At 44.9% G+C, this 24,059-nt stretch carries 22 protein-coding genes and 2 tRNA genes; 11 read left to right on the top strand and 13 right to left on the bottom strand.

Annotation, left to right across the window (positions count from 1 at the left end; genetic code table 11):
* Window positions 1-39: 39 nt before the first annotated feature.
* The 3 genes from LZG74_RS01065 to ubiE all read right to left on the bottom strand — a co-directional run bounded on the left by LZG74_RS01065 (window position 40) and on the right by ubiE (window position 1,625).
* Window positions 40-114: transfer RNA gene (locus tag LZG74_RS01065), tRNA-Val, on the bottom strand.
* A gap of 111 nt (window positions 115-225) precedes the next feature.
* Entirely contained in the window at window positions 226-879 is a 654-nt protein-coding gene (locus LZG74_RS01060; RefSeq protein WP_233796319.1) for a porin family protein, read from the bottom strand.
* 23 nt (window positions 880-902) lie between these two features.
* Window positions 903-1,625: a bifunctional demethylmenaquinone methyltransferase/2-methoxy-6-polyprenyl-1,4-benzoquinol methylase UbiE gene (ubiE, locus tag LZG74_RS01055; protein ID WP_026629415.1), complete on the bottom strand. Its 723-nt coding sequence runs from the start codon at window positions 1,623-1,625 to the stop codon at window positions 903-905.
* Between the two features lie 161 nt (window positions 1,626-1,786).
* On the opposite strand from ubiE, the gene LZG74_RS01050 reads away from it, so the two are divergent.
* Both LZG74_RS01050 and LZG74_RS01045 read left to right on the top strand, forming a co-directional pair.
* A complete protein-coding gene (locus tag LZG74_RS01050) occupies window positions 1,787-2,569 on the top strand; it encodes a hypothetical protein (RefSeq protein WP_233794809.1) in 783 nt (260 codons plus the stop codon).
* 12 nt (window positions 2,570-2,581) lie between these two features.
* Window positions 2,582-3,163 carry a hypothetical protein gene (locus LZG74_RS01045; protein ID WP_233794808.1) on the top strand — a complete coding sequence of 194 codons (582 nt, stop codon included), beginning with the start codon at window positions 2,582-2,584 and terminating at the stop codon, window positions 3,161-3,163.
* 51 nt (window positions 3,164-3,214) lie between these two features.
* On the opposite strand, the gene LZG74_RS01040 is transcribed toward LZG74_RS01045, so the two are convergent.
* From LZG74_RS01040 to LZG74_RS01025, 4 genes are all read right to left on the bottom strand, one after another.
* Entirely contained in the window at window positions 3,215-4,447 is a 1,233-nt protein-coding gene (locus LZG74_RS01040) for a HAMP domain-containing sensor histidine kinase (protein ID WP_233794807.1), read from the bottom strand.
* A 203-nt stretch (window positions 4,448-4,650) separates the two neighbouring features.
* Complete coding sequence (locus tag LZG74_RS01035; RefSeq protein WP_233794806.1) at window positions 4,651-6,333, bottom strand: RagB/SusD family nutrient uptake outer membrane protein; 1,683 nt, start codon at window positions 6,331-6,333, stop codon at window positions 4,651-4,653.
* Window positions 6,334-6,352: 19 nt separating this feature from the next.
* On the bottom strand, window positions 6,353-9,394 hold the full coding sequence (locus LZG74_RS01030; RefSeq protein WP_233794805.1) for a TonB-dependent receptor: 3,042 nt from the start codon (window positions 9,392-9,394) through the stop codon (window positions 6,353-6,355).
* A gap of 601 nt (window positions 9,395-9,995) precedes the next feature.
* Complete coding sequence (locus LZG74_RS01025; RefSeq protein WP_233794804.1) at window positions 9,996-10,256, bottom strand: hypothetical protein; 261 nt, start codon at window positions 10,254-10,256, stop codon at window positions 9,996-9,998.
* Between the two features lie 193 nt (window positions 10,257-10,449).
* Here LZG74_RS01025 and LZG74_RS01020 point away from each other — a divergent pair, with 193 nt between their 5' ends.
* Window positions 10,450-10,890: a Fic family protein gene (locus LZG74_RS01020; protein WP_233794803.1), complete on the top strand. Its 441-nt coding sequence runs from the start codon at window positions 10,450-10,452 to the stop codon at window positions 10,888-10,890.
* A 108-nt stretch (window positions 10,891-10,998) separates the two neighbouring features.
* Here the strand turns inward: LZG74_RS01020 and LZG74_RS01015 are convergent.
* Window positions 10,999-11,071 (bottom strand) — tRNA-Phe (locus tag LZG74_RS01015).
* 232 nt (window positions 11,072-11,303) lie between these two features.
* On the opposite strand from LZG74_RS01015, the gene LZG74_RS01010 reads away from it, so the two are divergent.
* Genes LZG74_RS01010 through LZG74_RS00995 form a run of 4 tightly spaced genes read left to right on the top strand, consistent with a single transcriptional unit; the run spans window position 11,304 to window position 14,514 of the window.
* Window positions 11,304-12,644 carry a (Fe-S)-binding protein gene (locus tag LZG74_RS01010; RefSeq protein ID WP_233794802.1) on the top strand — a complete coding sequence of 447 codons (1,341 nt, stop codon included), beginning with the start codon at window positions 11,304-11,306 and terminating at the stop codon, window positions 12,642-12,644.
* Window positions 12,645-13,442, top strand: coding sequence for a (Fe-S)-binding protein (locus tag LZG74_RS01005; protein ID WP_233794801.1), 798 nt, complete (start codon window positions 12,645-12,647; stop codon window positions 13,440-13,442).
* Window positions 13,443-13,490: 48 nt separating this feature from the next.
* Entirely contained in the window at window positions 13,491-13,991 is a 501-nt protein-coding gene (locus LZG74_RS01000; protein ID WP_233794800.1) for a hypothetical protein, read from the top strand.
* A 43-nt stretch (window positions 13,992-14,034) separates the two neighbouring features.
* Entirely contained in the window at window positions 14,035-14,514 is a 480-nt protein-coding gene (locus LZG74_RS00995; RefSeq protein ID WP_233794799.1) for a gliding motility lipoprotein GldH, read from the top strand.
* Window positions 14,515-14,517: 3 nt separating this feature from the next.
* On the opposite strand, the gene LZG74_RS00990 is transcribed toward LZG74_RS00995, so the two are convergent.
* Complete coding sequence (locus LZG74_RS00990; protein WP_233794798.1) at window positions 14,518-15,738, bottom strand: AI-2E family transporter; 1,221 nt, start codon at window positions 15,736-15,738, stop codon at window positions 14,518-14,520.
* Between LZG74_RS00990 and LZG74_RS00985 the strand changes: the two genes are divergently transcribed.
* The gene (locus LZG74_RS00985) at window positions 15,737-16,576 is read left to right on the top strand and encodes a hypothetical protein (protein WP_233794797.1); all 840 of its coding nucleotides are present in this window, start codon (window positions 15,737-15,739) and stop codon (window positions 16,574-16,576) included. The genes LZG74_RS00990 and LZG74_RS00985 overlap by 2 nt on opposite strands.
* 86 nt (window positions 16,577-16,662) lie before the next feature.
* A complete protein-coding gene (locus LZG74_RS00980; RefSeq protein WP_233794796.1) occupies window positions 16,663-17,373 on the top strand; it encodes a response regulator transcription factor in 711 nt (236 codons plus the stop codon).
* A 2-nt stretch (window positions 17,374-17,375) separates the two neighbouring features.
* Here LZG74_RS00980 and LZG74_RS00975 read toward each other — a convergent pair whose 3' ends face one another.
* Window positions 17,376-19,871 (bottom strand): AsmA-like C-terminal region-containing protein, encoded by a 2,496-nt coding sequence (locus LZG74_RS00975; protein WP_233794795.1) that lies wholly within the window; start codon window positions 19,869-19,871, stop codon window positions 17,376-17,378.
* 217 nt (window positions 19,872-20,088) lie between these two features.
* Here LZG74_RS00975 and lysS point away from each other — a divergent pair, with 217 nt between their 5' ends.
* Window positions 20,089-21,804 carry a lysine--tRNA ligase gene (lysS, locus tag LZG74_RS00970; protein WP_233794794.1) on the top strand — a complete coding sequence of 572 codons (1,716 nt, stop codon included), beginning with the start codon at window positions 20,089-20,091 and terminating at the stop codon, window positions 21,802-21,804.
* 63 nt (window positions 21,805-21,867) lie between these two features.
* On the opposite strand, the gene LZG74_RS00965 is transcribed toward lysS, so the two are convergent.
* Window positions 21,868-22,062 (bottom strand): cold-shock protein, encoded by a 195-nt coding sequence (locus LZG74_RS00965; protein ID WP_026629450.1) that lies wholly within the window; start codon window positions 22,060-22,062, stop codon window positions 21,868-21,870.
* 351 nt (window positions 22,063-22,413) lie between these two features.
* Between LZG74_RS00965 and LZG74_RS00960 the strand changes: the two genes are divergently transcribed.
* A complete protein-coding gene (locus tag LZG74_RS00960) occupies window positions 22,414-22,635 on the top strand; it encodes a PspC domain-containing protein (RefSeq protein WP_026629451.1) in 222 nt (73 codons plus the stop codon).
* Here the strand turns inward: LZG74_RS00960 and LZG74_RS00955 are convergent.
* Window positions 22,616-23,650, bottom strand: coding sequence for a glycosyltransferase family 2 protein (locus LZG74_RS00955; RefSeq protein WP_233794793.1), 1,035 nt, complete (start codon window positions 23,648-23,650; stop codon window positions 22,616-22,618). The genes LZG74_RS00960 and LZG74_RS00955 overlap by 20 nt on opposite strands.
* A gap of 11 nt (window positions 23,651-23,661) precedes the next feature.
* Complete coding sequence (locus LZG74_RS00950) at window positions 23,662-24,009, bottom strand: YbaB/EbfC family nucleoid-associated protein (protein WP_233794792.1); 348 nt, start codon at window positions 24,007-24,009, stop codon at window positions 23,662-23,664.
* Window positions 24,010-24,059: the final 50 nt, after the last annotated feature.

The raw sequence follows: 24,059 nt of genomic DNA, 5'->3' as shown, positions 1-24,059 counted from the left end.
TGAAAAAAGAGCACCGATTGCTCGATGCTCTTTTAATCGTGGGAGTTGAGGGATTCGAACCCCCGACCCTCTGCTTGTAAGGCAGATGCTCTGAACCAACTGAGCTAAACTCCCTTTTTCCCCGTCGTTTGGGAGTGCAAATATGTAGGACGAAAATCTTCTCTGCAACTTTTTTGATAAAAAAAATTTAAAAAAATTGCAATTCATTGAAGATCAAGGCACATTTTATTCAAAATTTAAATACAATGTAACCGTGTGCGTGGACAATTTATTGATCCCGGTCCCTAATGAATTTTTAGAAGGGTTGAAAACATTGGTTAACCCATGAGAAAACCGCAGTTCTGGCGCGAATTTGAAAAATTCGAAAAACTGCTCGTAGCCAATGCCGTAGTCAAGCGAGAAATCACTCGATTTTGTATCCAGCTGGCCGCCGCCCCGGTTTCGTTTTACATTGGTTTCCAAACCCAAAGTAAAGCCGGCAAGCATATACATTCTGGAATTTACCCTGCGTAAGGATTTGTATTTCAACAACAAAGGAATCTCAATCCAGGTCGATTCACGCTTTTCAATCTTTTCGATGCCATTAGGGTAACTGTACTTGACATTCCGGTCGTATAGGGAGACCGAAGGCGTGGTGCGGATGTCGAAATGGTCCGTCAGAAATGCATTGACGATAAAGCCCATGCGGAATGCCGCGTTGGTTGGGGATTGGATTACGAAAGCGGAGTCTTTGGAGACAAAATCGTTGCTGTGCTTGATATTGAAGCGGGTGAATGGCACGCCGAAAAGGATACCGTAATGGATAGGCTTGTCATCGTAAAATTCCAAATGACGGCGCCTATACCCTATTCCCTGTGATTTCACTTCCTGAGCCGCCATCAGCAGCAAAAGAATGCCTAATATTATTTTTGCCCTATGTAAATCGAACAAATCCCGAAGGTAAGTGTAATGCATTTGGTATTGATAAAACCTGCTTTTTTATAGATTTCAAGAAAAGCTTCCCCATCCGGAAACGCCTGAACAGACTCGGGCAGATATGTATACGCCGAACTGTCTTTGGAAACGCTTTTACCGATCAATGGCAATATATATTTGAAATAAAAATTATAAAACTGCTTGAAAGGAAAGGCGCGCGGCTTGGAAAATTCAACCACCACACAAGTTCCGTTTGGCTTCATCACGCGGTTCATCTCGCTCAGTCCGACCAGCAAATTCTGGAAATTGCGTACTCCAAACGAAACGATGATTGCATCGAAATAATTGCTCTCGAAAGACAAGTTTTCGGAATCGCCGCTTTGTAATGTAATGATGTCCTGCTTCCCGAGTTTGGCGATTTTTTCCCGGCCAACAGCCAGCATTCCTTCCGAAATATCAACGCCTATGATCTTTTCGGGCTTTAATGCCAATGCTTCTATTGCGAAATCACCGGTGCCCGTTGCAATGTCCAAAATCACTTTCGGCGCCTGTTTTTTGAGCAGCTTAATGGCCCTTTTACGCCAATAAATGTCCACTCCCGCGCTAAGCAGATGGTTCAGCAGATCGTATTTTGGTGAAATATTGTCAAACATTTCGGCCACTTGCTCCCTCTTGCTGCCCTCTTTGTCCTTATATGGTACTACACTCATTTCGCTCTGCTGTTGATATAACAATTAAACAAAACTAACAGATAAATGTTGTTATTCTGACTGCCTGAATGAGGTTATTCAAATGCCATAGTGACCGAAACCAAAAACCTGCGTCTAAACGGAGAATCAACTCAGGACTAATAGTTAATCGGTTGTCAATCATGCATCAATATTTACTCGCTGCCCTGCTGGTAACGGCCACATTAGCGGCAGAAGCGCAAACGCGGCGCGTGGCTTCGTCCAATGGCATCAGCCAGAAAAAAACTTACGACAGGAATGATTATCAACCCTTTACATTAAGTTGTAATGCCGGATTAACACAGTTTTTTGGGGAAATGAATGAGCAGGATATGCGCAGCATTTCGGGATTTGGTATTGGCAGGGCTTATAACAAACAGGTTTCCCTGCATCTCGATTACCATTCAGGCAAACTGGGCGGTCAGAACACGTATTTTTTTAATTCCTGGTTTGTCAATGCTTTTAATAGCGTGGAAGTGTTTGTAAAATGGAATCTGACGGAACAATTCAGCCATTTTGAGCCGGGTAATGCTGATTTCAGCGTTTATGGAGGGTTGGGTCTTATTCATTTTAATGCCAATGCTTTTGATCTTGACAACAATCAATTGCTCCGTTTTACCAATAGCAAACTGAGCGCACGCAATCCGCATTTCCTGAGATGGGGAAGGCCCAAAAGCCTTCGTAACATTAAAAAAACACGTGAAGGGATGTTGCCATTAGGCACTTCCCTCGATTACAAATTGTTTCAACATTGGAAGATCGGCATTGATTATCGTTTTTATTTTGTGAGGACAGATAAGCTCGATGCAACTTCCGGCGTGCGGCTGATCAATGCGGAGGAAAGTGAATCATATAGTGATACACCCAATGACAAATTCAGTTTTATTGCCGTAACATTGGCCTATCGTTTTAAATTATCCCACTAGCAGAAGTCCATAATGTTCTCAAACGCTGTCAAATACAAACTTTATCCAACATTACTTAACCGTTTCGACCGATTCGAAAAGGGCTATATCACTGAAACGGAGCTTCTTAATAGTGTGAACCGCCTGCCAGTCCCGCAAACGGAAGCGCAGCGGAAAGGTGTTTCATTCGAGGAAGCGGTGATCAAAGGCATTGACGAAGAGGAATTTGACCCTGAAATCCTTTCTCGCGTACGCGCACTCCTGCCCCGGCCGATGCTGAAAACGCAGGTGTATTGCGAATATCAGGTTGAGGATGTGCTGCTTTATGGCTATGTGGATGTGCTTGGCAAGATGGTTGCTGTCGACATTAAAACAACAAGTAACTATCAGCCAGGGTGTTATGCAGCAAGCCATCAGAATTTTTACCTTCCTGCATTACGCGGCAAAGGAATCCGCAGCCTGAAATATGTAATTACGGATTTTAAAGATGTTTATCAGGAAGAATATGATCATTCAATGGATTTTTCCGCTCAAATGCTGCAAATCAAGTCCTTCTGCGAGTTTTTGGAAACTCACCGGGGTGAAATTACGGATTTGAGGATTTTTGGAAATTGAATTTTCTTATTCTTACAAGTTTTCCTGGTCAAAGATGAGGCAATACGCCCACTATGCTTGATCCTGGGAGAATGTAAGGGTAACCGTTGTTACCTGCTCCACGGATTCCATCAACAGTCTGATTTTCAGAAGCGACGTAATTTCCTTCACAAGAATCAGTCCGATTCCCAGTCTCTCGGCCATACCCAGCGGCGGGTATGCACCATCTGAACCTGCATTAGAATTCAGCCATTGCATAATGTTATCGGGGACAGTATTACCGGTGTTTTGAAGCATGACCAGGGCTTCGTTCCCTTTTACCGAAGCGGCAACCGTTATTTTCCCGTTTAGCGTGTGTTTGTTTGCATTGTCAATCAAATTATGCAACACAATCCCCAAAAGATTCGGGTTACTGGATATGTGAATGGATGGGTCAACATCTATATCAAGCCCATTGCCATGTGTCCTGATAATTCCCTCGAACAAATCCGCCTTATCCTTTACAAGCTGTGCAAGATTTACCTGTTCGGTTATAGCCAGCTTCTGATGAACTGGAAGCTTGGTAAAGTCCAGCAGGTTTTCCACAAAACCCATCATCGTTTCCAGTGATTTGTGCAGTTCGGTGCTATATTCATGTATAGGCGCGTAATCTTTCGCGTCCGCCAAACGGGAAATTTCTTTGGAAACAACTATCAGAAAGCCAAATGGCCCGCGAATGTCATGGGTAATGGAGGCGACCAGGCGTGATTGGATATATAACTGATGTTCAAGATCTTCCTGCGATTTTTCCAACGAGATTAATGCTTGCTGAAGAGCCTGGGTGCGTTCCATAACGGCCTGCTCGAGAAGGCGGTTTTCAATTTTAACTTTTTCAATAGCGAGCCGCTCAAGTTCCTTCCGCTGAAAGCGCGTTTCCGCGTCTCTTTTAAGAAAATAGGCCGCCGGGATCAGGATAACGCTCATAAGAATGCCACGGCTGCAAAGCATGAGGATTTTGATCCCTAATGGGTTTGGCGCTGTCCTGAATGGAAAATCTTTGAAAATGGGGTTGAATGTAAAATAAAACACATTCGAAAGCACACAGCAGCATAGCAATGAAAGAACTAACCCTGCCCAGCGCCCTTGTTTTTGTTGGATATAATTGATGCAATACCAGCAAGCGAGGCTCATAAAGAAGATGACAATTTCCGAGCCGATCAGGTTTACCGGGTCATTCCACTGCCCTTCTGACAGGCGGGCAGGCAAAATAAAAACAGGGATTGAAGCCGCAACGATTATGCCTGCCTTGTGAAGATTTTTATGCATTCAAAAATGACTAATTTACTTACGCCAACTTTGACCGTGTTCTACGATCGGGACCAAAGTTAGCAATTACACCCAGCGGTTGTACGATTCCGGCTGGATGCGGAGCGGCTTACGTAAATCGGAGAGGGATTCCTTATGGGCGGCTACCGTCTGGCGGCTGCTCATAAGGCTTCCCTCTCCGATAATTAATGTTTAAAAAACAATCAGTTATAACCTGGATTCTGTTTGAACTCGTCTTTATTCGTAATCGCATCCAATTGCACTTGCGGAATCGGGCGGAGATTATGGGTTTCTTTAATGTTCGCTTTGGCGTCCATGTTGTATTTCTGAACATAGCTTACCAGTTTACCAGTCCGTTTCAAGTCGTACCAGCGGAGCAGTTCGCCTGCCAGCTCGCGGGCGCGTTCGTCGAGGATGAAATCAATGTTCAGGTCTTTGGCTGCGACCGTCATACTCGCTTCTTTACCCGGAATCGCACGTTTTTTGCGCAGATCGTTAATGTAAGTCAGCGCTTCGGCAGGATTTGTCTTCATCAACGCTTCCGCGGCAATCAGATATAGTTCGGCGATCCGGATCACAAACCCGTCGCGTGCGCTCCATTCCTGGTTGGCCGTCAGGCGGGTTGGGTCCATTAATTTGCTCATTTGAATAAACTGAGACCTTAACAGCAGCGATCCGTCTTCCTTATACATGGTGTTGCGGTCGAAGATTTTGTAACGACCTGCCGCGTTTGCAATTTGTGCGGGCGTAGCCACCGTTTTCATGAAAACCATGGATGTGTCGCCAAAAGCCATCTTAGGATAACCATTCACCGTTCCGGCTTTCAGATTGGCCATATTAGCAAGCCAAACCGTCTGAAAAGTGCCTGCATAGCGCTGATCGACCTTTTCGTCAAACAAATCGAGCAAATGCAATGTGGGCACATAGCGCTGGTAAGGACGCCCGTACGCAACCGACCGCTCCATCCCGGGCTGCTTATCGTACACCATAATGTAATGCAAATGGCTGTTATTGCCCTTGCCCGCGGCCGCATCATAATCCCCGTTCATGGTGTCGTCATTGGTGTAATTCACGTAGTAAACGACCTCGGAATTAGTGCCGCCTTCGGAATTTTTCATATCCCAAAGCGATTTAAAATCAGAAAATAAGGCATAGCGACCCGATGCAATCACTTCCTTGGCCAATGTGGCCGCCAACGCATACATCTCAGCATTGTTGGTCGAACTCGCACGGGTAAGGGCCATTCTGGCTTTGAATGCTTTTGCCACGTCCTGCGTAACGCGGCCGTTTGTCGATTTCGCGGGCGCCAGATTTGCGATTGCAATGTCCAGATCAGCAAAAATCACCTTATAAAAATCCTCTACACTCGACCTCTTTGCAGTAGTAACGGCACCTGCAGTTGGCTCTGTTTGCAGCACTACATCGCCCCAGGTTTCGGTGATGAGCCACAAGTAATGTGCCCGCAAAAAGCGCACTTCGCCTTCATATTGCTTGTTCATCGCTTCCGACAAAATCGGCGCGGGGAGCAGCTTCAATGCTGTGTTACAAGTGTTTAAGGCTTTATATAAATGTCCCCAGTAATCCTTCAAATTCGTTTGAGCACCATTCAGATCGACAGTATAATCCGAAATCTGATTGGCCTTGTTATCACCGCCGCGCAGGAAGAGATCGGTGCCGGTTTCGGCAAATGCGGATGGAAATTCTTTGCCATACCAGAGTCTTGTACCTGAATAAGAAGCATTTACGGCTGCTGTTATCCCCAGTTCCGTCTGGAAAAAAGGGTCTTCGGTCAGGCCGCTTTTATTGGTTTCGGAAAGATAGTCTTCGCAGGAAGTGAGCCCCACGAGCGAAAAAGCCACGAGTAAGGCCGTTAATTTTATTTTCATTGGAATGTCTGTTTTTGAATTAAAAATCAATGTTTACACCAAAGATCATCTGCTTCACCAGCGGGAAATCCAAATTGCCGCCGCGCTCCGGATCGTAATCCTTGATCTTGCTGAAAGTGAAATAGTTTTGCAGCGTTCCATAAACCCGAACCCGGCCCACTCCGATCTTTTTGGTCAAAGCCGAAGGAATGTTGTAGCCCAACGACACATCCCGGATTTTCACGAACGAGCCTTTGACATAACCCAAAGTGGACTGATACAAATAATTTGTGGTTGAGTATGAGCTGTTTGGCCTTGGAAAAGCATTGGTCGGATTTTCCGGCGTCCAGTAATCTACATTCGAAGAGTTTTCCAGTGCACTCGGCTTGTAAGCGCCAGCATTATATTCGTAATTGATATAATGTCCGATGCGGCCGTAGACGAACACGCTGAGGTCAAAGTTTTTGTATTCAAAATGGTTATTGACCCCGAAAGAGAATTTTGGCACATTCGAGAATGTCGTGCGGTCACCCGGATCCACCACGCCGTTGCCGTTCATATCGGCCACTTTTACATCGCCCGGCTTATTTTGTCCAAAATCCAAGGCAGCTTCCTCCTCCCCTAACTGCCAGATGCCGATCTTTTTATAATCGAAAAACACCTTCGTAGGCTCGCCCACAAACCACTTATTAGCTTCATTGCGTGTTACGCCATTATTTAAGGCAATGATCTTTTCGCGGTTCAGCGTGAACGTCCAGTCCGTAGACCAGTTGAATGCGTTGCCGGCAATATTTTGCGTCGTTATTGCAAGCTCAATCCCCTTATTTTCAACCTGACCAATGTTTTCGAGGATTTCGCTGTAACCCGTGTGCGTCGGCAGCAAGCTGGGCAGCAGCAGATCACGCGTCCGTGAGCGGTAAACGTCGATCGTTCCCGAAATCCTGTTTCCGGCCAACCCAAAGTCCAGACCGGCATTCCAGGTGCCCGTTGTTTCCCAGGTTAATGCTGGATTCGGGATCACGCTTGGCCAGTAACCAAATGCCGCGCTCGTCCCGAAAGCATACGCAGAAAGTCCCAAACCGCCTTTTGTAGCATAAGGATCAATGGTCGAATTCCCCGATCTTCCCCAGCTGACGCGCAATTTAAGGTCATTGAAAACCTTGCTATCCTGTAAAAACGGCTCCTCGATCACGCGCCAAGCTCCCGACACGGAAGGAAAATAGCCCCATTTGTTCCCTGCGGCCAAAACCGAAGATCCATCCGCACGCAGCGACGCCTGGAAAATATATTTGTTGCTTAACTTGTAATTAACCCTTCCGAAAAACGATGCAATGGTCGTTTCCCGCAACCGGCTGCCGATGGCTTTGGAAATGGTGTTGGAATTGAGGTCGTGGTAAGAAGTGATCGGCGACGCCTGGTTGTTGCCGGAAGATGTGTATTCCTCATATTTGGTCCCCAGCGAACTCGTTCCTAACAGGCCCTGGATCTGATGATTACCAATGGTTTTGTTGTAATTTAATGTGTTCTCCCAGGTGTAATTGAAGTAATTATTGATCTCAACCCCCGAGTTCGAGTTACGGCCCGCATTCGCAACCGTGTTATAACCTTTGTAATATCCGCGACGGAAGTCCCTGAAATCCAGACCGATCGTTGATTTCAAAAACAGATCATTCGTAATTTTCACATCCAGGTAAGCCGAAGAAAACAGGCGTTTGTCCACAATGTTGTTTACAAAAACGCCCGGCTGCTCGTCGGCCAGCGGCGTAAATTGCGCGCTGTAACCAGGCGCAGGGTTCAGGATCAACGTGCCGTCATCATTAAAAGCCTTCGCAATAGGAAGAATTTTGTTGGCCATATTCAGCGGATTATCGCGCTTATCCTGATTTTTGTAAGAATAAATCGCGCTTAACCCCACCCGAAAACGGTCATTCAAGCGATGATCCACGCTGATCTTACCATTCAATCTGCGATATACATCATTGAGCAGCAGGCCCTTATCTTTTTGATAACCAAATGACGTCGAGAATGTCGTTTTTTCGCTGCCGCCAGTGAGGTTGATCTCATAATTCTGCATTAAGCCGTTGTGGAAAATGTAGCTTTGCCAATCTTCAAACTGCTTATCCTTAATGTATTGCAATTCGGTAACCTGGAAAATATCTTCATCCTTCCGGTAAACATCGCCGTTTGTGGTCCGGTAAGCCTCCCGTTTTTGCTGCGCATATTCCTCCCCGTTCATCATCCGCGGATACAGCGCCTTTTTGTTCATCGACACATAGGAATTAAACGACAGCGTCGACTTGCCCGACGAGCCCTTTTTCGTGGTAATAATGATGACCCCATTCGCACCGCGCGTTCCATAAATCGCAGTTGAAGCCACATCTTTCAAAACCTCGATCGACGCAATGTCCGTGGGGTTAATGTCAATAAAAGAACCGTAAGGAATCCCATCCACCAGCACAAGCGGCTTATTATCAGCCCGTAACGACCTATTTCCGCGTAAAACAATGTTAATATCCGCACCCGGCTGACCAGAGCTCTGCGTAATGTCGATCCCTGAAACCTTCCCCTGCAACGACCTCAGCGCATTTGTAGTCGGAATCGCCGTAATATCCTTCGCCTTCACCGACGTAATCGCCCCCGTCACATCACTTTTCTTCATCGTTCCGTAACCCACGACCACAATTTCTTCCAGCGCCTTCGTATCCGCCAGCAGTTTCACATCGATCACCGAGCGGTTACTCACCTCAATTTCCTGACTGATATAACCCACATAAGAAAAAACGAGCGTCGCGTTTCCGGCTGGGATCGTGATTTTGTACAAACCATTTGCATCCGTCGTAGCGCCCGTCGTCGTTCCTTTCAGCAAAATACTGACGCCAGGAAGCTCTTCTCCATTATCCCCCGTCACTTTGCCCGAAATGTCCAAAACAGCATTCGGCCCTTCCTTCCCAACTGTCAAAACCACCGGATTTGCCGCGATATGGGCATGGCTTCCCGCATAAACCTGCTGACTACCAACCGGTAAGACTCCATACATGAGCACCAGCCCCAGGGCCGATACGCTTTGTAGTTTTCTAAACATACATCATAACAGTTTATATTATTCTATTTATTAATGCAAAAGTGACATTCAAAAACGGGTACAATTCTGCCGAAAAAAGCGGTTCGAAGCGTGTGTCTGGAAATGAATTTTCAGGTGAATGACGAAGCGGATCGGAATATTAATAATCGAAGAAATTATTGATTATCTTTTTCACGGACGCCGCCTTCGCTAAAAGGAAGGTTAGCGTTTAGCAAGAAATGCCAAAGGTTTTGGACAAATATATTTATGCAAACGATGTCGGGAACGATGCCAAAATAGAATCGAACCGTTTTTTTGTTGGACAATTCACGATTTTTTAATCAATTTTTAATGAAGGCAGGCAGTTTGTGTCCGGAGGTAAATTGGATTAAATTGATAATAGCCGAGCAAAATGGAAATCCCAGAGGGATGCAATATTGGTAGTAACAAAAATAATGGCGATGCAAAGTCAAATCCCGGAGGGATGCGACGGCTTGCACGATGTTGCATCCCTCCGGGATTTCTTTATTGTTTATGAACACGTTTGGCTACCGCACTGCGGCTACCAATATTGCATCGCTCCGCGATTTGCTTTATACCAGATATACGAATTAGGCAATGTTCAACGGATAATTACGATTCCATCTTCATTCAGACATTCTTCCAAAAATATTCTCCCAGATTCTATCGAAAAATCAAACACAAACCGCCTCGCCAATCCCGCATCCGCAAATTGCACCACCGTTTCCAACATTAACTCCTGACTCGCGGAGTCGACGACGAATGCTGTAATGCGAACGATTTCCTGGTTTTCGTCGCTGCGATCACGGTGCAGGCAGATTTGAGTTTCTGGTTTGGGAAGAGTTAGAATTTTGAAGTTCATGTGTGCTGCTGAATAAAATGCTTGTCTATTATTGGACTACAAAACTAAGTTGGATAAATGAAGCATTGCACAACCGATATGTTGTATAGTCAAAGTGGATAACAACTTTTGCGGCGAATAAGTCTCATTATCTCCGCAAAAGATGCGGTGATTAGTTTGCTATGCGGGCAGAATTGCCCGGTCGATCGCCGACATGCAACTGGCGCGCTCGGATGAAAGCGCGCAGCGTTTTTATAGCATGTCGGCTCAAATCCAGCAGAAACGCAAACATTATTACGACATCCTCGAAAAAACGCAAAAAGGCGATCTGGACATTACGGAATGGCTCGAATGGTTTTTGCATTGCCTGGATGGAGCATTAGAAGCGACGGAAACGACTCTGAATGCGGTGCTTAACAAAGCAAAATACTGGAAGCTATTTGCAGAAAAGAATTTAAATGATCGCCAAAAATTAATGCTCAATAAACTTTTGGACAGGTTTGAAGGAAAGCTCAACACGTCCAAATGGGCAAAAATCGCGAAGACCTCCCCGGACACCGCGCTCAGAGACATTCAAAATCTGGTTGAACAGGGCGTTTTAGAAAAGGAAGATTCTGGCGGACGAAGCACGAGTTACCGGTTGTTGGAGTTATAAAAGCTAAGAATAATCTGTACTATTAATGGTTATGATTTAAATAAGATAGATTTGACAAGTTGTACCAACAAAAAAGCCGCTGCGATTGCTCGTAGCGGCTTTAAGTTGTGGTGATGGACGGAATCGAACCGCCGACACAAGGATTTTCAGTCCTTTGCTCTACCGACTGAGCTACATCACCAGGCTCAATTGGTTCCCTTTGGGACTGCAAAACTAGAAGTTTGGTTTTGCTTTGCAAACTATTTGCTGAAAAATTTCTCAATTTGTTTGTCGCAACAACCTACTCCCTTGATAATCTTTGTTTTACGGGCATAGCCGCATATTTTATCTTAAAAACATTTGCACCGACTTACATTTTTACCATATTTGTTAAGGTATGCTTGCATACTAATGATGTGTTTAAATGATTCGAAATGGCGATATTTCAGCAAATCTTATTTATAGCCGTCTTGGCAACAGTCGCATTGCTGGCTTATCGGCGGGTTACGCTGATCCGGTCTACGATTCTGCTGGGCAAGCCGGAGGACCGCTCAGATAGTCCCGGAGAAAGGCTTTCTACAATGCTGCGCATTGCTTTCGGGCAAAAGAAAATGTTTGATCGGCCGCTGATCGGCTTCCTTCATTTCGCGGTTTATATTGGTTTTATCCTGATTAATGTTGAAGTCCTGGAAATTGTCCTGGATGGCGTTCTGGGGCAACATCGCGTGTTTGCGCCGTTTCTGGGTGGGTTTTATCCGGTGCTGATCGGTTTTTTTGAGGTGCTTGCTGTGGGCGTGCTGGTTGCTTGTGTTATTTTCCTGCTCAGGCGTACGGCGGTTAAAGTGGAAAGATTACAACCTGTCCGCCACCGCGAAATGAACGGCTGGCCTGCGCTGGATGGCAAGCTGATTTTGGTTTTTGAAATTGTGCTCATGATCGCGATCCTGACCATGAATGCTGCCGACCTGGCACTTCAAGACAGGGGAAATCTGCATTATCCGCAAACGGGCGACTTTCTGTTCAGCCAGTTCCTCAAACCGCTTTTTGAAAATTGGAATGAAAATACGCTTGTGATTTACGAGCGGTTTGCCTGGTGGTTTCACATTATCGGCATTTTCGTTTTTGCTGTCTATCTGACTTATTCCAAGCATTTGCACATTGTGCTGGCATTTCCCAACACATATTTTGCAAAGTTGGCGCCGAAGGGAAAAATGGACAACATGCCGGAAATTACAGCTGAGGTGAGGACTATGCTGGGAATTGAAACAGCCCAAACGAGCGAAGCAGCTGTGATTCCTGACCGGTTTGGAGCAAAGGATGTGCCGGATCTTTCCTGGAAAAACCTTATGGACGCGTATTCCTGCACGGAATGCGGGCGCTGTACGGCTGCTTGTCCGGCTAACATAACAGGTAAGAAATTGTCCCCGCGTAAGATTATGATGGACACGCGGGACAGACTGGAAGACGTTGGCAGAAACATGCAGAAAAACGGCGGACAGTTTGTGGATGACGGCAAAAGCCTGATCGGGGATTATATTTTGGTAGAAGAAATAAATGCCTGCACTACTTGCAATGCGTGCGTGCAGGAATGCCCGGTGCTCATTAATCCGCTGGACATTATTTTGCAACTGCGCCGACATAAGGTGATGGATGAATCGCAGGCGCCCGCAAGCTGGAATATGATGTTCCAAAACCTGGATACGAATCAGGCGCCATGGAAATTTTCACCGGGTGACCGTTTTAATTGGGCCGCAGCCCTTGAACCGAAAGAATAAATGAGCGATCTCACATATAAAGTGCCTACAATGGCCGAAATGGCGGCAAATAATGAAGCTCCCGAGGTTCTGTTTTGGGTAGGGTGTGCCGGCTCGTTCGACGACCGCTACAAGAAAGTGACGGTCGCTTTTGTAAAAATATTGAACAAGGCTGGCGTAAAATTTGCTGTGTTAGGCACGGAGGAAAGCTGCACAGGTGATCCGGCGCGGCGGGCGGGCAATGAATTTACATTTCAAATGCTTGCTATGTCCAACATTCAGGTGCTGGATATGTATGGAATTAAGAAGATCGTGACGGCTTGTCCGCATTGTTTTAATACATTAAAAAACGAGTATCCGGAGCTGGGCGGCAATTATGAGGTGATCCATCATTCGACGTTTTTGCAGCAACTTATCGATGAAGGCCGGGTGCGGATCGAAGGCGGGGAAACATTCAAAGGCAAGAAGATCACATTTCACGATTCCTGCTATCTGGGTCGTGCGAATAACATTTACGAGGCGCCAAGGCATGTTTTGGAAGCATTGGATGCCGATCTGGTCGAAATGAAAAGATGCCGGACCAAGGGACTTTGCTGCGGCGCGGGCGGCGGACAAATGTTTAAAGAACCGGAACCTGGCAAAAAGGACATTAACATTGAAAGGATTGAAGAGGCACTGGCAACAGGCGCCGATACCATTGCGGTTGCATGCCCGTTTTGTATGGTTATGATGACGGATGGTGTTAAAAATAAAGAGAAGGAAAGCGCAGTTAAAGTTTATGACCTCGCGGAACTGATCGCTCAGGCCGAAGGGTTATAATGTTGCCCTGCGCACTATCAATTAGTTTTTATTTAAAAATATTGAATCATGTACATTCCATTTAGCGATATCGATTTTCAATCCCGTGTCTGGATCTATCAGGCTGATCGTCAGCTTACTGACACAGAAGTTGGCATTTTGACCGAAACTTTGAAAGCATCACTGGATGGCTGGGAAGCACACGGAAAACCGCTGACAGCCTCGGGGAAGGTGTTCGAACATCGGTTTGTGGTTATTGCGGTGGATGAAAACGATGAGCTTCCAAGCGGCTGCTCTATTGACAAGTCAGTACATTGGATGCAAGCTGTGGGCGGATCGATGAACATTAATTTCTTTGATCGCTCTATCGCTTACTTAGGGGCTGATGATCAGATTCATACCGTGCCGGTTCCGAGCATTAAGCAGGCTGTTACAGATGAAATCCTTTTGCCTTCGACCATTATTTTTGATAATCAGGTAACGACAAAAGCGCAGTGGATGAACCATTGGAAAACGCCAGCGTCAAACTCCTGGCTTAACCGCTACTTTTCCGCGCAATCCAGCGTTTAGGTTTAAATGATTAGTTTTGTCAATTAAACGATAACGGTCCGGAATGAAGTTTTTTTGGTTTGTCTCAATTTTTACGCTCTGCCTTACATTGTCGGGCTGTGATGAAAACGTGGTTTACAAAGCGCACGAGGATATTGATGACGGACTTTGGTATATCAAAAACAAGCCGACCTTTAAAGTTGAGATAACGGATACTACGGCGACTTATAATCTCTATTATCTGCTTCGTAACACGCTGCAGTATCCTTATTATAACATGTATCTGACCAGGAATTTCACCGGTCCGGATCAAAAAGTGATTTCTAATACATTGGAAGAGGTTTATCTTTCCAACGAAACCACAGGAAAACCTTACGGCCACGGGTTAGGAGATCTTTTTGACCACAAAATCCCTTTCCTCAAAAATCATAAATTCCAAAGATCCGGAACTTATACATTCACGCTGACCCAATCCATGCGCCAAAACCCTCTCCCGTTTGTGATGAGCGTGGGTATCAGTGTTGAAAAAGTGGCGGTGAAATAAAGCTTAGATTTCCGGTTTGCTGGCAGGCGGCGTATTCCCGTCAGGGCGGTTGCGGGGTTTGTTGCGATATCTGCGATAAGGTTTTTTCTTAAATTCCTTTTCAACAGTCTGCTCTATAACCGCTTCTTTTTGATCTTCTTTCACTTCATGGACGGGTTCGCCGAGCAAAAATCCGTAAGGTTCCATACTTGGGATCGTATCAAAAATCACTTTTAGAATTGCAGTTACCGGCAAGGCCAGGATTAATCCGGACAAACCCCATAATTGGCCGCCTAAAAACAGCGCGACAATGGCAGCCAGCGGGTTGACACTCACTTTGGAACCCACAATGTTTGGCGTAATAAAATTCCCTTCCAAAAATTGAACAAAGCTCATAATCCCGATCACACCCACCGCATACCAAGGCGAATCCATGGTAACAACGGCTAACAGCGCAGGCAGTACGGACCCGATAAGGATCCCAATGTATGGAATGAGAATCAAGAACCCGGCCAGAAAACCGAAGAAAATCGCGTGCGGAATGCCTAATAGCAGCAATCCAATGCTGTTTAAAACACCCACAATCAGAATCACCAGGAACAATCCCGACAGGTAACTCTGAATCACTTCATATATTTTTTTCAAAAGCGCATTCAGCGATTCGTTAGGCACATTGGTAATGGCTTTATGAACAAAACGTCTGAAAAAATCGCGATAAAGGAGAAAGAAGAATATGTATAGCGGGATTAAAATGAATGTTGAAATAGCGCCGGTGGTGGTAACCAAGGTATTTAACAAAACAGCCCTACCCTCACTCAACGCATTGATCAAATATTTTTTGCCTTCGCTGACCTGCTGGCTGCGGCTAATGTTGAGATAGCGCTCGCCCATTGTAAGTGTTTGATCCAAAATGGTCTCCGCTTTCTCTGTGATCCTGGGAAGTTCTTCTGCGAAACTGCCGATTTGCAAAGACACAACATACACAAGCACGATGATCACCAGAAAAAGGGCAAGAATACTTAGTAGAATGGACCCGATCCGGGGTACGCGATGCCTTTCCAGCCAAGCGCAAACTGGGTGCAGGAGGATAGCGAGCAAAATAGAAAACGCAATGGGAATGATCGTTTCCCGAAGAATAAAGAGGATATAGACAAACGCAATAAGTGCGACCAGTATGCTCGCCAGTTTCAGGTAAAGAGGGGTTTCTTTATCTTTGTTTGGAAGAGGACGTAACGATGAATTCATGAATAAATTAATGTATCTGTGGTTTGCTGTCAAAACTGTGTTCTGTACTTGCCAGCCTGATCATAAGATCAACGATTTCAAGAAAGTACGTTCTCAATACAAAATTAGCAAAATAGGCAAGCTTCCCGCTGTTGCCTCCGAAAGTTCGGGTTTGGCAAATGGCTCGGCGCCTGGCTTTTTCACTACACATAATGATAGCGGCGGCAATGCGGAGCTTTACGAATTCGACCTTTCCGGCAAGCTTATTTCAACAAAAAAAGTCCCTGACTCAAAGAATGTAGACTGGGAAGATGTGACGAAAGATGCGGAAGGCAATTTCTATATTGGTGATTTTGGAAATAACGGGACGCCAAGGGACCAGTTCGAGGTCTATAAATTTGACGAAAAACAGCATACTACCGAAAAAATTTCATTTCGATATGCGGATCAGAAATCGACGGGAAGGATCAACAACAGACCCGCATTCGATTGTGAATCTGTATTTTATTATCAAAAAAATCTTTATCTCCTTTCAAAAAATTGGGATAAAAACAAATATGTCAAACTTTACCGTCTTCCTGCAACACCTGGAAATTACACCCTAACTGCTGTTGACAGCATTGCCATTGATTCGCAGGTTACAGCGGCCGATATCAGCCCGGACGGTAAGACTTTCGCTTTGCTGACTTATGGTAAGATCCTGCTGTTCGGCGTGGAAGGCAACCGCATTGATTTCAGTAAACCACGTGGCTGTTTTCGGTTGGTGAAAAAACAAAATGAGGCGCTCCTGTTTTTGAATAATACCGATATGCTCGTCACAAATGAGCAGGGCGATATTTACCGGATTACTTATAAATGATATTATGTTTCTGTTAACAATGTTGTAATGCATGTAATCTGAATATAACATCTGCTAATTTCGAACTGCGTTTTAATAGAAAAAACATGAGCATTGCTAAATCTGCCGCGTCAGCCCCAAAAGTCCTAGTTGTCGACGACGACTCCGATATCGTTGAACTTCTGGAATATAATTTAATTAAGGAAGGCTATTCGGTGGTTACCGCTTCCAACGGCAAGAAAGCGATCGAAATCGCCAAGACATTTATTCCTGATCTGATCCTGCTCGACATTATGATGCCGCAGCTCGACGGCATCGAAACCGGCCGCATTTTGCGCAGCAACCCGGAAATCAAAAATACTTACATTCTTTTTTTAACGGCCAGGTCGGAAGAGTATTCGGAGGTTGCAGCATTTGATGTGGGCGCTGATGACTACATTACGAAGCCTATCAAGCCGCGGGCTCTGATGAGCCGCATTAATGCATTGTTCCGTAGGGAAGCTCAGAAAGCAGAATCCGGTGATCAGATCGACATTCTGGATTTGACCATTAACCGGAAAAATTATACGGTTACGCAAGGTTCCGAAAAGTCTGTTGTACTGCCTAAAAAGGAATTTGAATTGCTGTTTTTTCTCGCGCAGACGCCCAACAAAGTGTTTAACCGCGACGAATTATTGCAGAAAATCTGGGGTGCGGACATTTACGTTCTCGAAAGGACTGTGGACGTCCATATCAGAAAACTACGTGAAAAATTGGGCGACCGTTACATTAAAACCCTGAAAGGTGTGGGTTATATGTTCAGCAACGAGCAGGAATAACCTTATTTTTCTATAAGATCGGGGTCAATCTCCGGTTCGTCCTTTTTGTCCTTTTCCTTGTCTTTTTTCTTCCTGAATGCGAGCTTAATATTTACTTCACCATTTTCGTCGATCGCCCTCAGGAAGATTTTCGAGCCCTGCTTTTTCTCTTCATTGTTCGGGTCGAGCACGTAGGTTGAATCGCGCTTTTTGAGATTGCTCAGCGGAATTTGAATGTTTATATCCGTTTTCTTACCAAAGCTGTAAATGCCATCAATGTAAAGCGTCACCACATTCGACTCAATTTCCATTGGCGCAATTTCGATCTCCTGCCCACTCAGCTTGAAATCGCTGCGGATGGGCGCGAACTTCACTCGCTCAAAGTTTCTTCGTTTGAAAATGAGTTTTTTCATCTTCATAAAAGGCTCAAAATTGAGAATGTAGGCATTGGTAAGGTCGATGCGCAACAAACCTTTCATCGTGGAGGGAACCAGCCGGACATTGTTATTGAGCCTTGACTCAAAACTGAAATCGGTGTTCAAAATTCCCTTCAGATTTTCATGGGTAAAGGTCTTTTGTCCAAAATTATCAAACGAGTAAAACACGGAATGTACATCCGCATTGGAAATTTTGCCGCGCATGGCCATATGAGGCAGCTGGCTTGCTCCTGAATTGTCCATTTCCCCGGAAACACGCACATTACCGCCTCCAAATGCTTTCATGACAAAATACTCAATGCTGACAGCATTGTTTTTGATCGTAAATTGCCCTTTTACATCCTTGGCATTAAAATTCCTGTAATTCAGCTTCTTAGCATCCAGCTTGGCAACGATCTGCATCTGGTCGATGGCATCGTCGAGCAATTCCACCAGTTTCAGCTTCTTCTTTTTCTTCGTTACCACTTGCCGGGGCGCCAGCAGCGTTTCCAGCCAGTTCATTTTCCAGTTGGGAATGTTAATGTCCACATTAGCCCGTAACGGTTTAGGCGAGCCAAATAAATAAGGGATCAGATCGAGCACTTTTCCCCTGATATAGAGCATATTCTGGCCATCGGAAAAGCTCAGATCGGGGAATACAAATGCCTGTTCGTTGAATGTAACGTCGCCTTTTATTTTTTTCAAATGCACCTGCCGGGGCAGATAATCCATCGAAATGTTGTTGATGGAAACCTTGCCGCTCAGTTTGCCATTAAACCGGTCGCGGTCAGGGTCGTAAAAGTTTTTCAGACTGCCGTCAAAATTGAAATCTATCTTCGCCGTACCGTTTTTGAATCGATAGCGCTTTGGATCCAGAAGCTGGTCCAGGTTCGTGGAATCAGCATCAACGTTTCCAGTGATCCTTGCAACTGGATTCCGGAAATTGGTAATGGCAATGGCCAGCCGGAAAGGGATGCTTTCAAATTTTCCTTTGACATCCGGTGCTGTCACCCGTGAATTGAGCGGTCCGGGTATTTGTGTCGTATCGGCCTGATTGGTGAAGGTGCCTTCTGCCTGCATATCCCTTAAGACGCCCACAGGCAGGCTGTACTGAAAGGTATCCGTCTTGAAATATACGTCAACGTGCGGCTGTACCGTACTGGCTATCCCACCATTTACATGCACCTTTGTATCCACCTCCGTTTGGATGCCGATGGAGTCAAGCTGCTCCTTAATCCTTCTATTCAATAACGGAAGCGCATTTTTGATCGCAATTTTCTTGGCTTCAAAATTGAGCGTAAATTGTTTCGAGGAATCGGCAAAATCAAATATCCCGTTAATCCCGATTTTATCATTGGTAGCACTTTCCAATACAGAAGGATAGATTTTAAGCAGCTTATTTTCGGCGTCATAGGCCAGCGCAACGCCAATCCTCGTTTCCTGATTGATCAGAAAACCACCTTTCTTTGGCTTGAAAGTCAGTTGATTAAATAACACAGACCCGTTCAGGCTGGCATTTGTCGTGGAATCCGTTGTGGTTAAGATATTGGTTACATCATGAAGCAATGCTCCGTAATATTTTTGTTTTAAAGAGTCGGAATAGCTGACGGAAAAGTTAACAAAACGCATGTTGCCCAGCTTTTTCAAGAGCCCGTCGTTTCCGTCTGAGCCTTTTTTCTTCTTTTTCCCAGAATCGCTTTTAAAAATGCTCAAATTGGAATAGCCGTCCTTTTGGACAAATAATCTCATCTTCCCGTTTTCCAGGATCAGGTTTTTAATCTTGATATTCCCTTTATAAAAACCCGCAAGATCAAGCGCAATGTGCATTTGCTCCGCTTCTAAAAAAGGCTTCTGGTGACGCTGGTAAAGGCTGTCGGTAAGCTTAATGTTGGTTAATGTGAAATTCAGACCGAAAGATCCGCTGAAAGGCCTGAACTTGAAGTCTTCAATTTCCAGATTTCCATTCAGGTTCTCGTTTGCAAACTCTTTGGTTTTCTTGAAGATATTATCCCTGTTTCTGTAAACCCATATCTCGACTGCACCGAAAAGGAAGAATGCACAGAGGGCAATTATTCCAAAGATTTTTAAAATTCTTGCAAACATGAAAAGAGGGATTTAACGCAATTAATGTCCGACTTGCCTGATAATAAAAGCGGCATTCGGCATTAAACAAATTATTAATAACGTGCCAGCACATATACGTTTACAACGAACGAATGCAGGTTAATGGTTTCATCCTCGTTATTCAAGCAAAATATAGTACTTTTGCGGACTCTTTTCGAACATTGAGGTTGTCGTTTTCAAACCATTACTGTCAAAAATGCTATTAAGCGAACAGGAAATATTGCGCAGACAAAAGCGCGAAGAATTAATGCGGATGGGCATAGAACCATATCCTGCCGAAGAATTTGTGGTGAATACATATGCCGCAGACATTGCCAAGAATTACGAAAACAATAAGATAGATTATAAGCACGTCACAATGGCAGGCAGGCTTATGGGTTTCCGGATTATGGGAAGCGCTGCATTTGCCGAGTTTCAGGACAGCACCGGACGTGTCCAATTATATTTCCGCCGGGACGATCTTTGCCCGGGAGAAGACAAAACACTTTACAACACCGTATTCAAAAAACTGCTGGACATCGGGGATATCATTGGTATTCAAGGGTTTGTATTTACTACGCAAACCGGAGAGATATCAGTCCATGTACAGGAATTTAAGCTGTTAAATAAATCATTGCGCCCGCTTCCCGTGGTAAAACGCGATGAAGAAGGCAACATTTACGACGGTTTTACCGATCCGGAATTGCGTTACCGCCAGCGTTACGTGGATTTGATCGTGAATCCGGAAGTGCGTGATATTTTTATCAAAAGAGCCCGGATCATTACAACGATGCGATCATTTTTTGATTCAAAAAGCTGGCTTGAAGTGGAAACGCCTGTTTTGCAAAGCATTCATGGAGGCGCTGCGGCGAGGCCGTTTGAAACGCATCACAACTCGCTGGATATGGATCTCTTCCTTCGCATTGCGACGGAATTGCATTTAAAACGGCTTATAGTAGGCGGGTTTGAAGGTGTCTATGAATTTGGAAAACTGTTCCGCAACGAAGGAATGGACCGGACGCACAATCCTGAGTTTACGACGGTTGAACTATACGTTGCCTACAAGGATTACCTTTGGATGATGCAGATGACGGAGCAACTGCTAGAACAGGTTGCCCTGGCAGTGAACGGGAAAACGACCGTTGTATTCGGCGAAACAGAGCTGGATTTTGCCGGCCCTTACCCAAGATTGAGCATTACAGACGCTATCAAGCAATACACGGGCCTGGATGTTGAAGCGCTCGACGAGGATAGCATCCGACAGCAATGCCGCGCGTGGGGAATGGAAGTGACCGAAAGCATGGGTAAAGGAAAGCTGATTGACGAGATCTTCGGCGAAAAAGTAGAAGCGAACATTATCCAGCCTACATTCATTACCGACCATCCCGTTGAAATGTCCCCACTGACTAAAAAGCACCGCACAAAACCAGGCATGGTGGAGCGTTTTGAGCTTTTTGTCAATGGCAGGGAAATCGCCAATGCATATTCCGAGCTGAATGATCCTTTGGAACAGCGCGAGCGCTTTGAAGACCAGCTGAAACTGAAAGAACGTGGTGACGACGAGGCGATGGAAATGGATGATGATTTTCTAAGGGCTCTTGAATATGGGATGCCGCCAAGTTCAGGCATAGGCATCGGGATTGACAGGCTTACTATGCTGCTTACCAATAATTCCAGCATTCAGGAAGTGATTTTCTTCCCGCAAATGCGTCCGGAACGCAGGGTTGAAATGGCGAAGGAGCTGGATTATATCAATGCCGGAGTGCCTGCTGCATGGGTCCCTGCATTACAGAAAATGAACATTCTTACCATCGAACAGCTGAAAGCTGCTAACCCCAACAAGATTTTCAATGATCTGGGCGGGATGCGGAAAAAGCTTAAAATAGATGAAAAAATGCCTTTACTAGATGATGTAAAGGCTTGGATAGCTTAAAGAACAAATGAAAAATGCCACTCTGACCGAGTGGCATTTTTCATTCCTGCAAAAAAAATACGATTATATCTTTTTTACCTGGACAGCGTTTAGTCCTTTTTTCCCTTCAACGACTTCGTATTCCACTTGGTCATTTTCACGGATAGTAAGTCCTCCCAATCCTGTCACATGGACAAAGATGTCTCTGTTTGTGTCGTCTTCAACGATGAAGCCGTATCCCTTAGCTTCATTGAAAAATTTTACAGTACCTGTTGGCATAATGGTTGAATAAAAAAAATTGAAATAAGGTGAAAATACAAGACAATTGTAACCGTTTCAATCAAAAACCCAAAACGCTTAACCAAATAATTGAGGGAGGCTCACTGCATTGGTAAAAGAAACTTTGGATTTTTTCATCAAGACATCTCGATTATAATGAACAAATTACAAAATCTTGAATCACAAAGAAACAAAAATTGTTTGGAAAACAATTTATTTGATTAAAGAATTTGAAAATTTACGACTTAGCGGTATTTTGCCAATTCGCCCTGTTTTTTTGGGTAATTTGAATACCGAATTGTATATGCGGGTAAAAATCCTTAATTATGATGTAATTATTGGAAAATAGGTATGAGCAGACTTCGGTATTACGTTGAGGACCAAATATTTGGTGTATGCGCAAAGTTGGGCGAAAAGCTCAATTTCCCGGCTAGCAGCGTCCGGTTATACTTTATTTATGCCACCTTCATGACCTTCGGTTCGCCGATTATCCTTTATCTGGTGCTTGCTTTCTGGATGGAGCTGCAAAAACACTGGCGCCGTCACAACAGTCCTACGATCTGGGAACTATAATTTTATTGATAGTAATCCCCGTCAACTGACTGAAACGGTGCTTTCCCAGCACAAAATACTCCCAGACAATGCTTCTGTAATAAAGTGGTGCGCGATATGACGTTCTTTTCGTCGTTTTGATAAGCGCAGGAATCATTATATAAAATGCAATGTGCGCCCTTAAAATCGCAACAACGTCGGGCCAGGCACCGGTAGCCATAAACCGCACGCTTGAAATTCCATCAAGTATCAACCGGATAAAAACGGTTTTCCATCTCCTGCCTTTTGGCAAGTTCTTAAAAAGCATGATCAGGTTGTTCCGGTAATTCAGGAATGTTTTGCGCGGGTTGGATTTGTGCAAAGTGCCGCCTCCCACATGGTAAACCACTGATTTGCCGCAATACGTAATGCGATACTGCATATTCAGCAACCGCCAGCAAAGGTCAATTTCCTCCATATGCGCGAAAAACGACTCGTCAAAACCACCAGCGCGGTGGAAAGCTGAGGCACGCACAAAAAGACAAGCACCCGTTGCCCAGAACACATCCTGCTCGTCGTCGAACTGACCCAGATCTTCTTCCCTGGTGTCAAAAATGCGCCCTCTGCAAAAGGGGTAACCCAGGTAATCCATGTATCCGCCGGCCGCACCTGCGTATTCAAAGTGCGTTGGAAGATCGTAGGCGCGTATTTTCGGTTGGCAGGCAGCAATCCTTTCGTCCGAATCCATGAAGGAGATCACCGGTTGTATCCAGTTTTCGGTAACCTCAATGTCGGAGTTCAGCAGGATGTAATAGTCAGCTTCAATGCGTCCTAATGCATCATTATACCCGCCCGCATAACCTTTGTTCTCGGAAATGGTGAGCGTATTTAATGTTGGATATGTGGCATTTAACCAGTCGAGCGACTGGTCTGTAGATGCATTATCAGCTATCCAGACTGAATAGCCTGCTGAATATTTTAAAACGTTGGGAAGGAATTGTTCGAGATGGTGTCTGCCGTTATAATTCAGGATGACAATCGCAACAGTGGGAGCCATTGATGAGGTGGTTATTTCATAAACCCTCCTAAATCAAGCCCCGGAATGTTGGGAAGTACACCATCCGTAGCTTTTTGCAAATGCTCTTTTATTTTTGGTTCAATGTTATCCAATGCTTTATTGACTGCGGCAACAATCAGATCCTGCAACATTTCCTTATCGTCCGGATTGACAAGGTCTTTATCAATATCGAGTCCTATTAATGCTTTTTGTCCGTTTACAGTCGCTTTCACCATTCCGCCGCCTGACTCAGCAACCTGGGTCAGCGTTACCAATGAATCCTGCGCGTCTTTCATGCGAGACTGAAGGTCTTTCATTTTGCCCATGAGCCCCATCATATCCGCCATATTACCAAACATAGTCGTACTAATTAAGTGATGCTTTTATAAAACCTTTTTACCGGAAATGG

It is taken from the genome of Dyadobacter sp. CY327, from assembly GCF_021390415.1.
GTDB classification, from domain to species: domain Bacteria; phylum Bacteroidota; class Bacteroidia; order Cytophagales; family Spirosomataceae; genus Dyadobacter; species Dyadobacter chenhuakuii.
This window is presented reverse-complemented; position numbering and strand designations above follow the sequence as displayed.

What these genes read in the sequence shown, in the direction of transcription:
- LZG74_RS01060 (WP_233796319.1), bottom strand. Translation starts at nt 879, where the DNA reads ATGGCGGCTCAGGAAGTGAAATCACAGGGAATAGGGTATAGGCGCCGT.
- ubiE (WP_026629415.1), bottom strand. Translation starts at nt 1,625, where the DNA reads ATGAGTGTAGTACCATATAAGGACAAAGAGGGCAGCAAGAGGGAGCAA.
- LZG74_RS01050 (WP_233794809.1), top strand. Translation starts at nt 1,787, where the DNA reads ATGCATCAATATTTACTCGCTGCCCTGCTGGTAACGGCCACATTAGCG.
- LZG74_RS01045 (WP_233794808.1), top strand. Translation starts at nt 2,582, where the DNA reads ATGTTCTCAAACGCTGTCAAATACAAACTTTATCCAACATTACTTAAC.
- LZG74_RS01040 (WP_233794807.1), bottom strand. Translation starts at nt 4,447, where the DNA reads ATGCATAAAAATCTTCACAAGGCAGGCATAATCGTTGCGGCTTCAATC.
- LZG74_RS01035 (WP_233794806.1), bottom strand. Translation starts at nt 6,333, where the DNA reads ATGAAAATAAAATTAACGGCCTTACTCGTGGCTTTTTCGCTCGTGGGG.
- LZG74_RS01030 (WP_233794805.1), bottom strand. Translation starts at nt 9,394, where the DNA reads ATGTTTAGAAAACTACAAAGCGTATCGGCCCTGGGGCTGGTGCTCATG.
- LZG74_RS01025 (WP_233794804.1), bottom strand. Translation starts at nt 10,256, where the DNA reads ATGAACTTCAAAATTCTAACTCTTCCCAAACCAGAAACTCAAATCTGC.
- LZG74_RS01020 (WP_233794803.1), top strand. Translation starts at nt 10,450, where the DNA reads ATGCAACTGGCGCGCTCGGATGAAAGCGCGCAGCGTTTTTATAGCATG.
- LZG74_RS01010 (WP_233794802.1), top strand. Translation starts at nt 11,304, where the DNA reads ATGGCGATATTTCAGCAAATCTTATTTATAGCCGTCTTGGCAACAGTC.
- LZG74_RS01005 (WP_233794801.1), top strand. Translation starts at nt 12,645, where the DNA reads ATGAGCGATCTCACATATAAAGTGCCTACAATGGCCGAAATGGCGGCA.
- LZG74_RS01000 (WP_233794800.1), top strand. Translation starts at nt 13,491, where the DNA reads ATGTACATTCCATTTAGCGATATCGATTTTCAATCCCGTGTCTGGATC.
- LZG74_RS00995 (WP_233794799.1), top strand. Translation starts at nt 14,035, where the DNA reads ATGAAGTTTTTTTGGTTTGTCTCAATTTTTACGCTCTGCCTTACATTG.
- LZG74_RS00985 (WP_233794797.1), top strand. Translation starts at nt 15,737, where the DNA reads ATGAATAAATTAATGTATCTGTGGTTTGCTGTCAAAACTGTGTTCTGT.
- LZG74_RS00990 (WP_233794798.1), bottom strand. Translation starts at nt 15,738, where the DNA reads ATGAATTCATCGTTACGTCCTCTTCCAAACAAAGATAAAGAAACCCCT.
- LZG74_RS00980 (WP_233794796.1), top strand. Translation starts at nt 16,663, where the DNA reads ATGAGCATTGCTAAATCTGCCGCGTCAGCCCCAAAAGTCCTAGTTGTC.
- LZG74_RS00975 (WP_233794795.1), bottom strand. Translation starts at nt 19,871, where the DNA reads ATGTTTGCAAGAATTTTAAAAATCTTTGGAATAATTGCCCTCTGTGCA.
- lysS (WP_233794794.1), top strand. Translation starts at nt 20,089, where the DNA reads ATGCTATTAAGCGAACAGGAAATATTGCGCAGACAAAAGCGCGAAGAA.
- LZG74_RS00965 (WP_026629450.1), bottom strand. Translation starts at nt 22,062, where the DNA reads ATGCCAACAGGTACTGTAAAATTTTTCAATGAAGCTAAGGGATACGGC.
- LZG74_RS00960 (WP_026629451.1), top strand. Translation starts at nt 22,414, where the DNA reads ATGAGCAGACTTCGGTATTACGTTGAGGACCAAATATTTGGTGTATGC.
- LZG74_RS00955 (WP_233794793.1), bottom strand. Translation starts at nt 23,650, where the DNA reads ATGGCTCCCACTGTTGCGATTGTCATCCTGAATTATAACGGCAGACAC.
- LZG74_RS00950 (WP_233794792.1), bottom strand. Translation starts at nt 24,009, where the DNA reads ATGTTTGGTAATATGGCGGATATGATGGGGCTCATGGGCAAAATGAAA.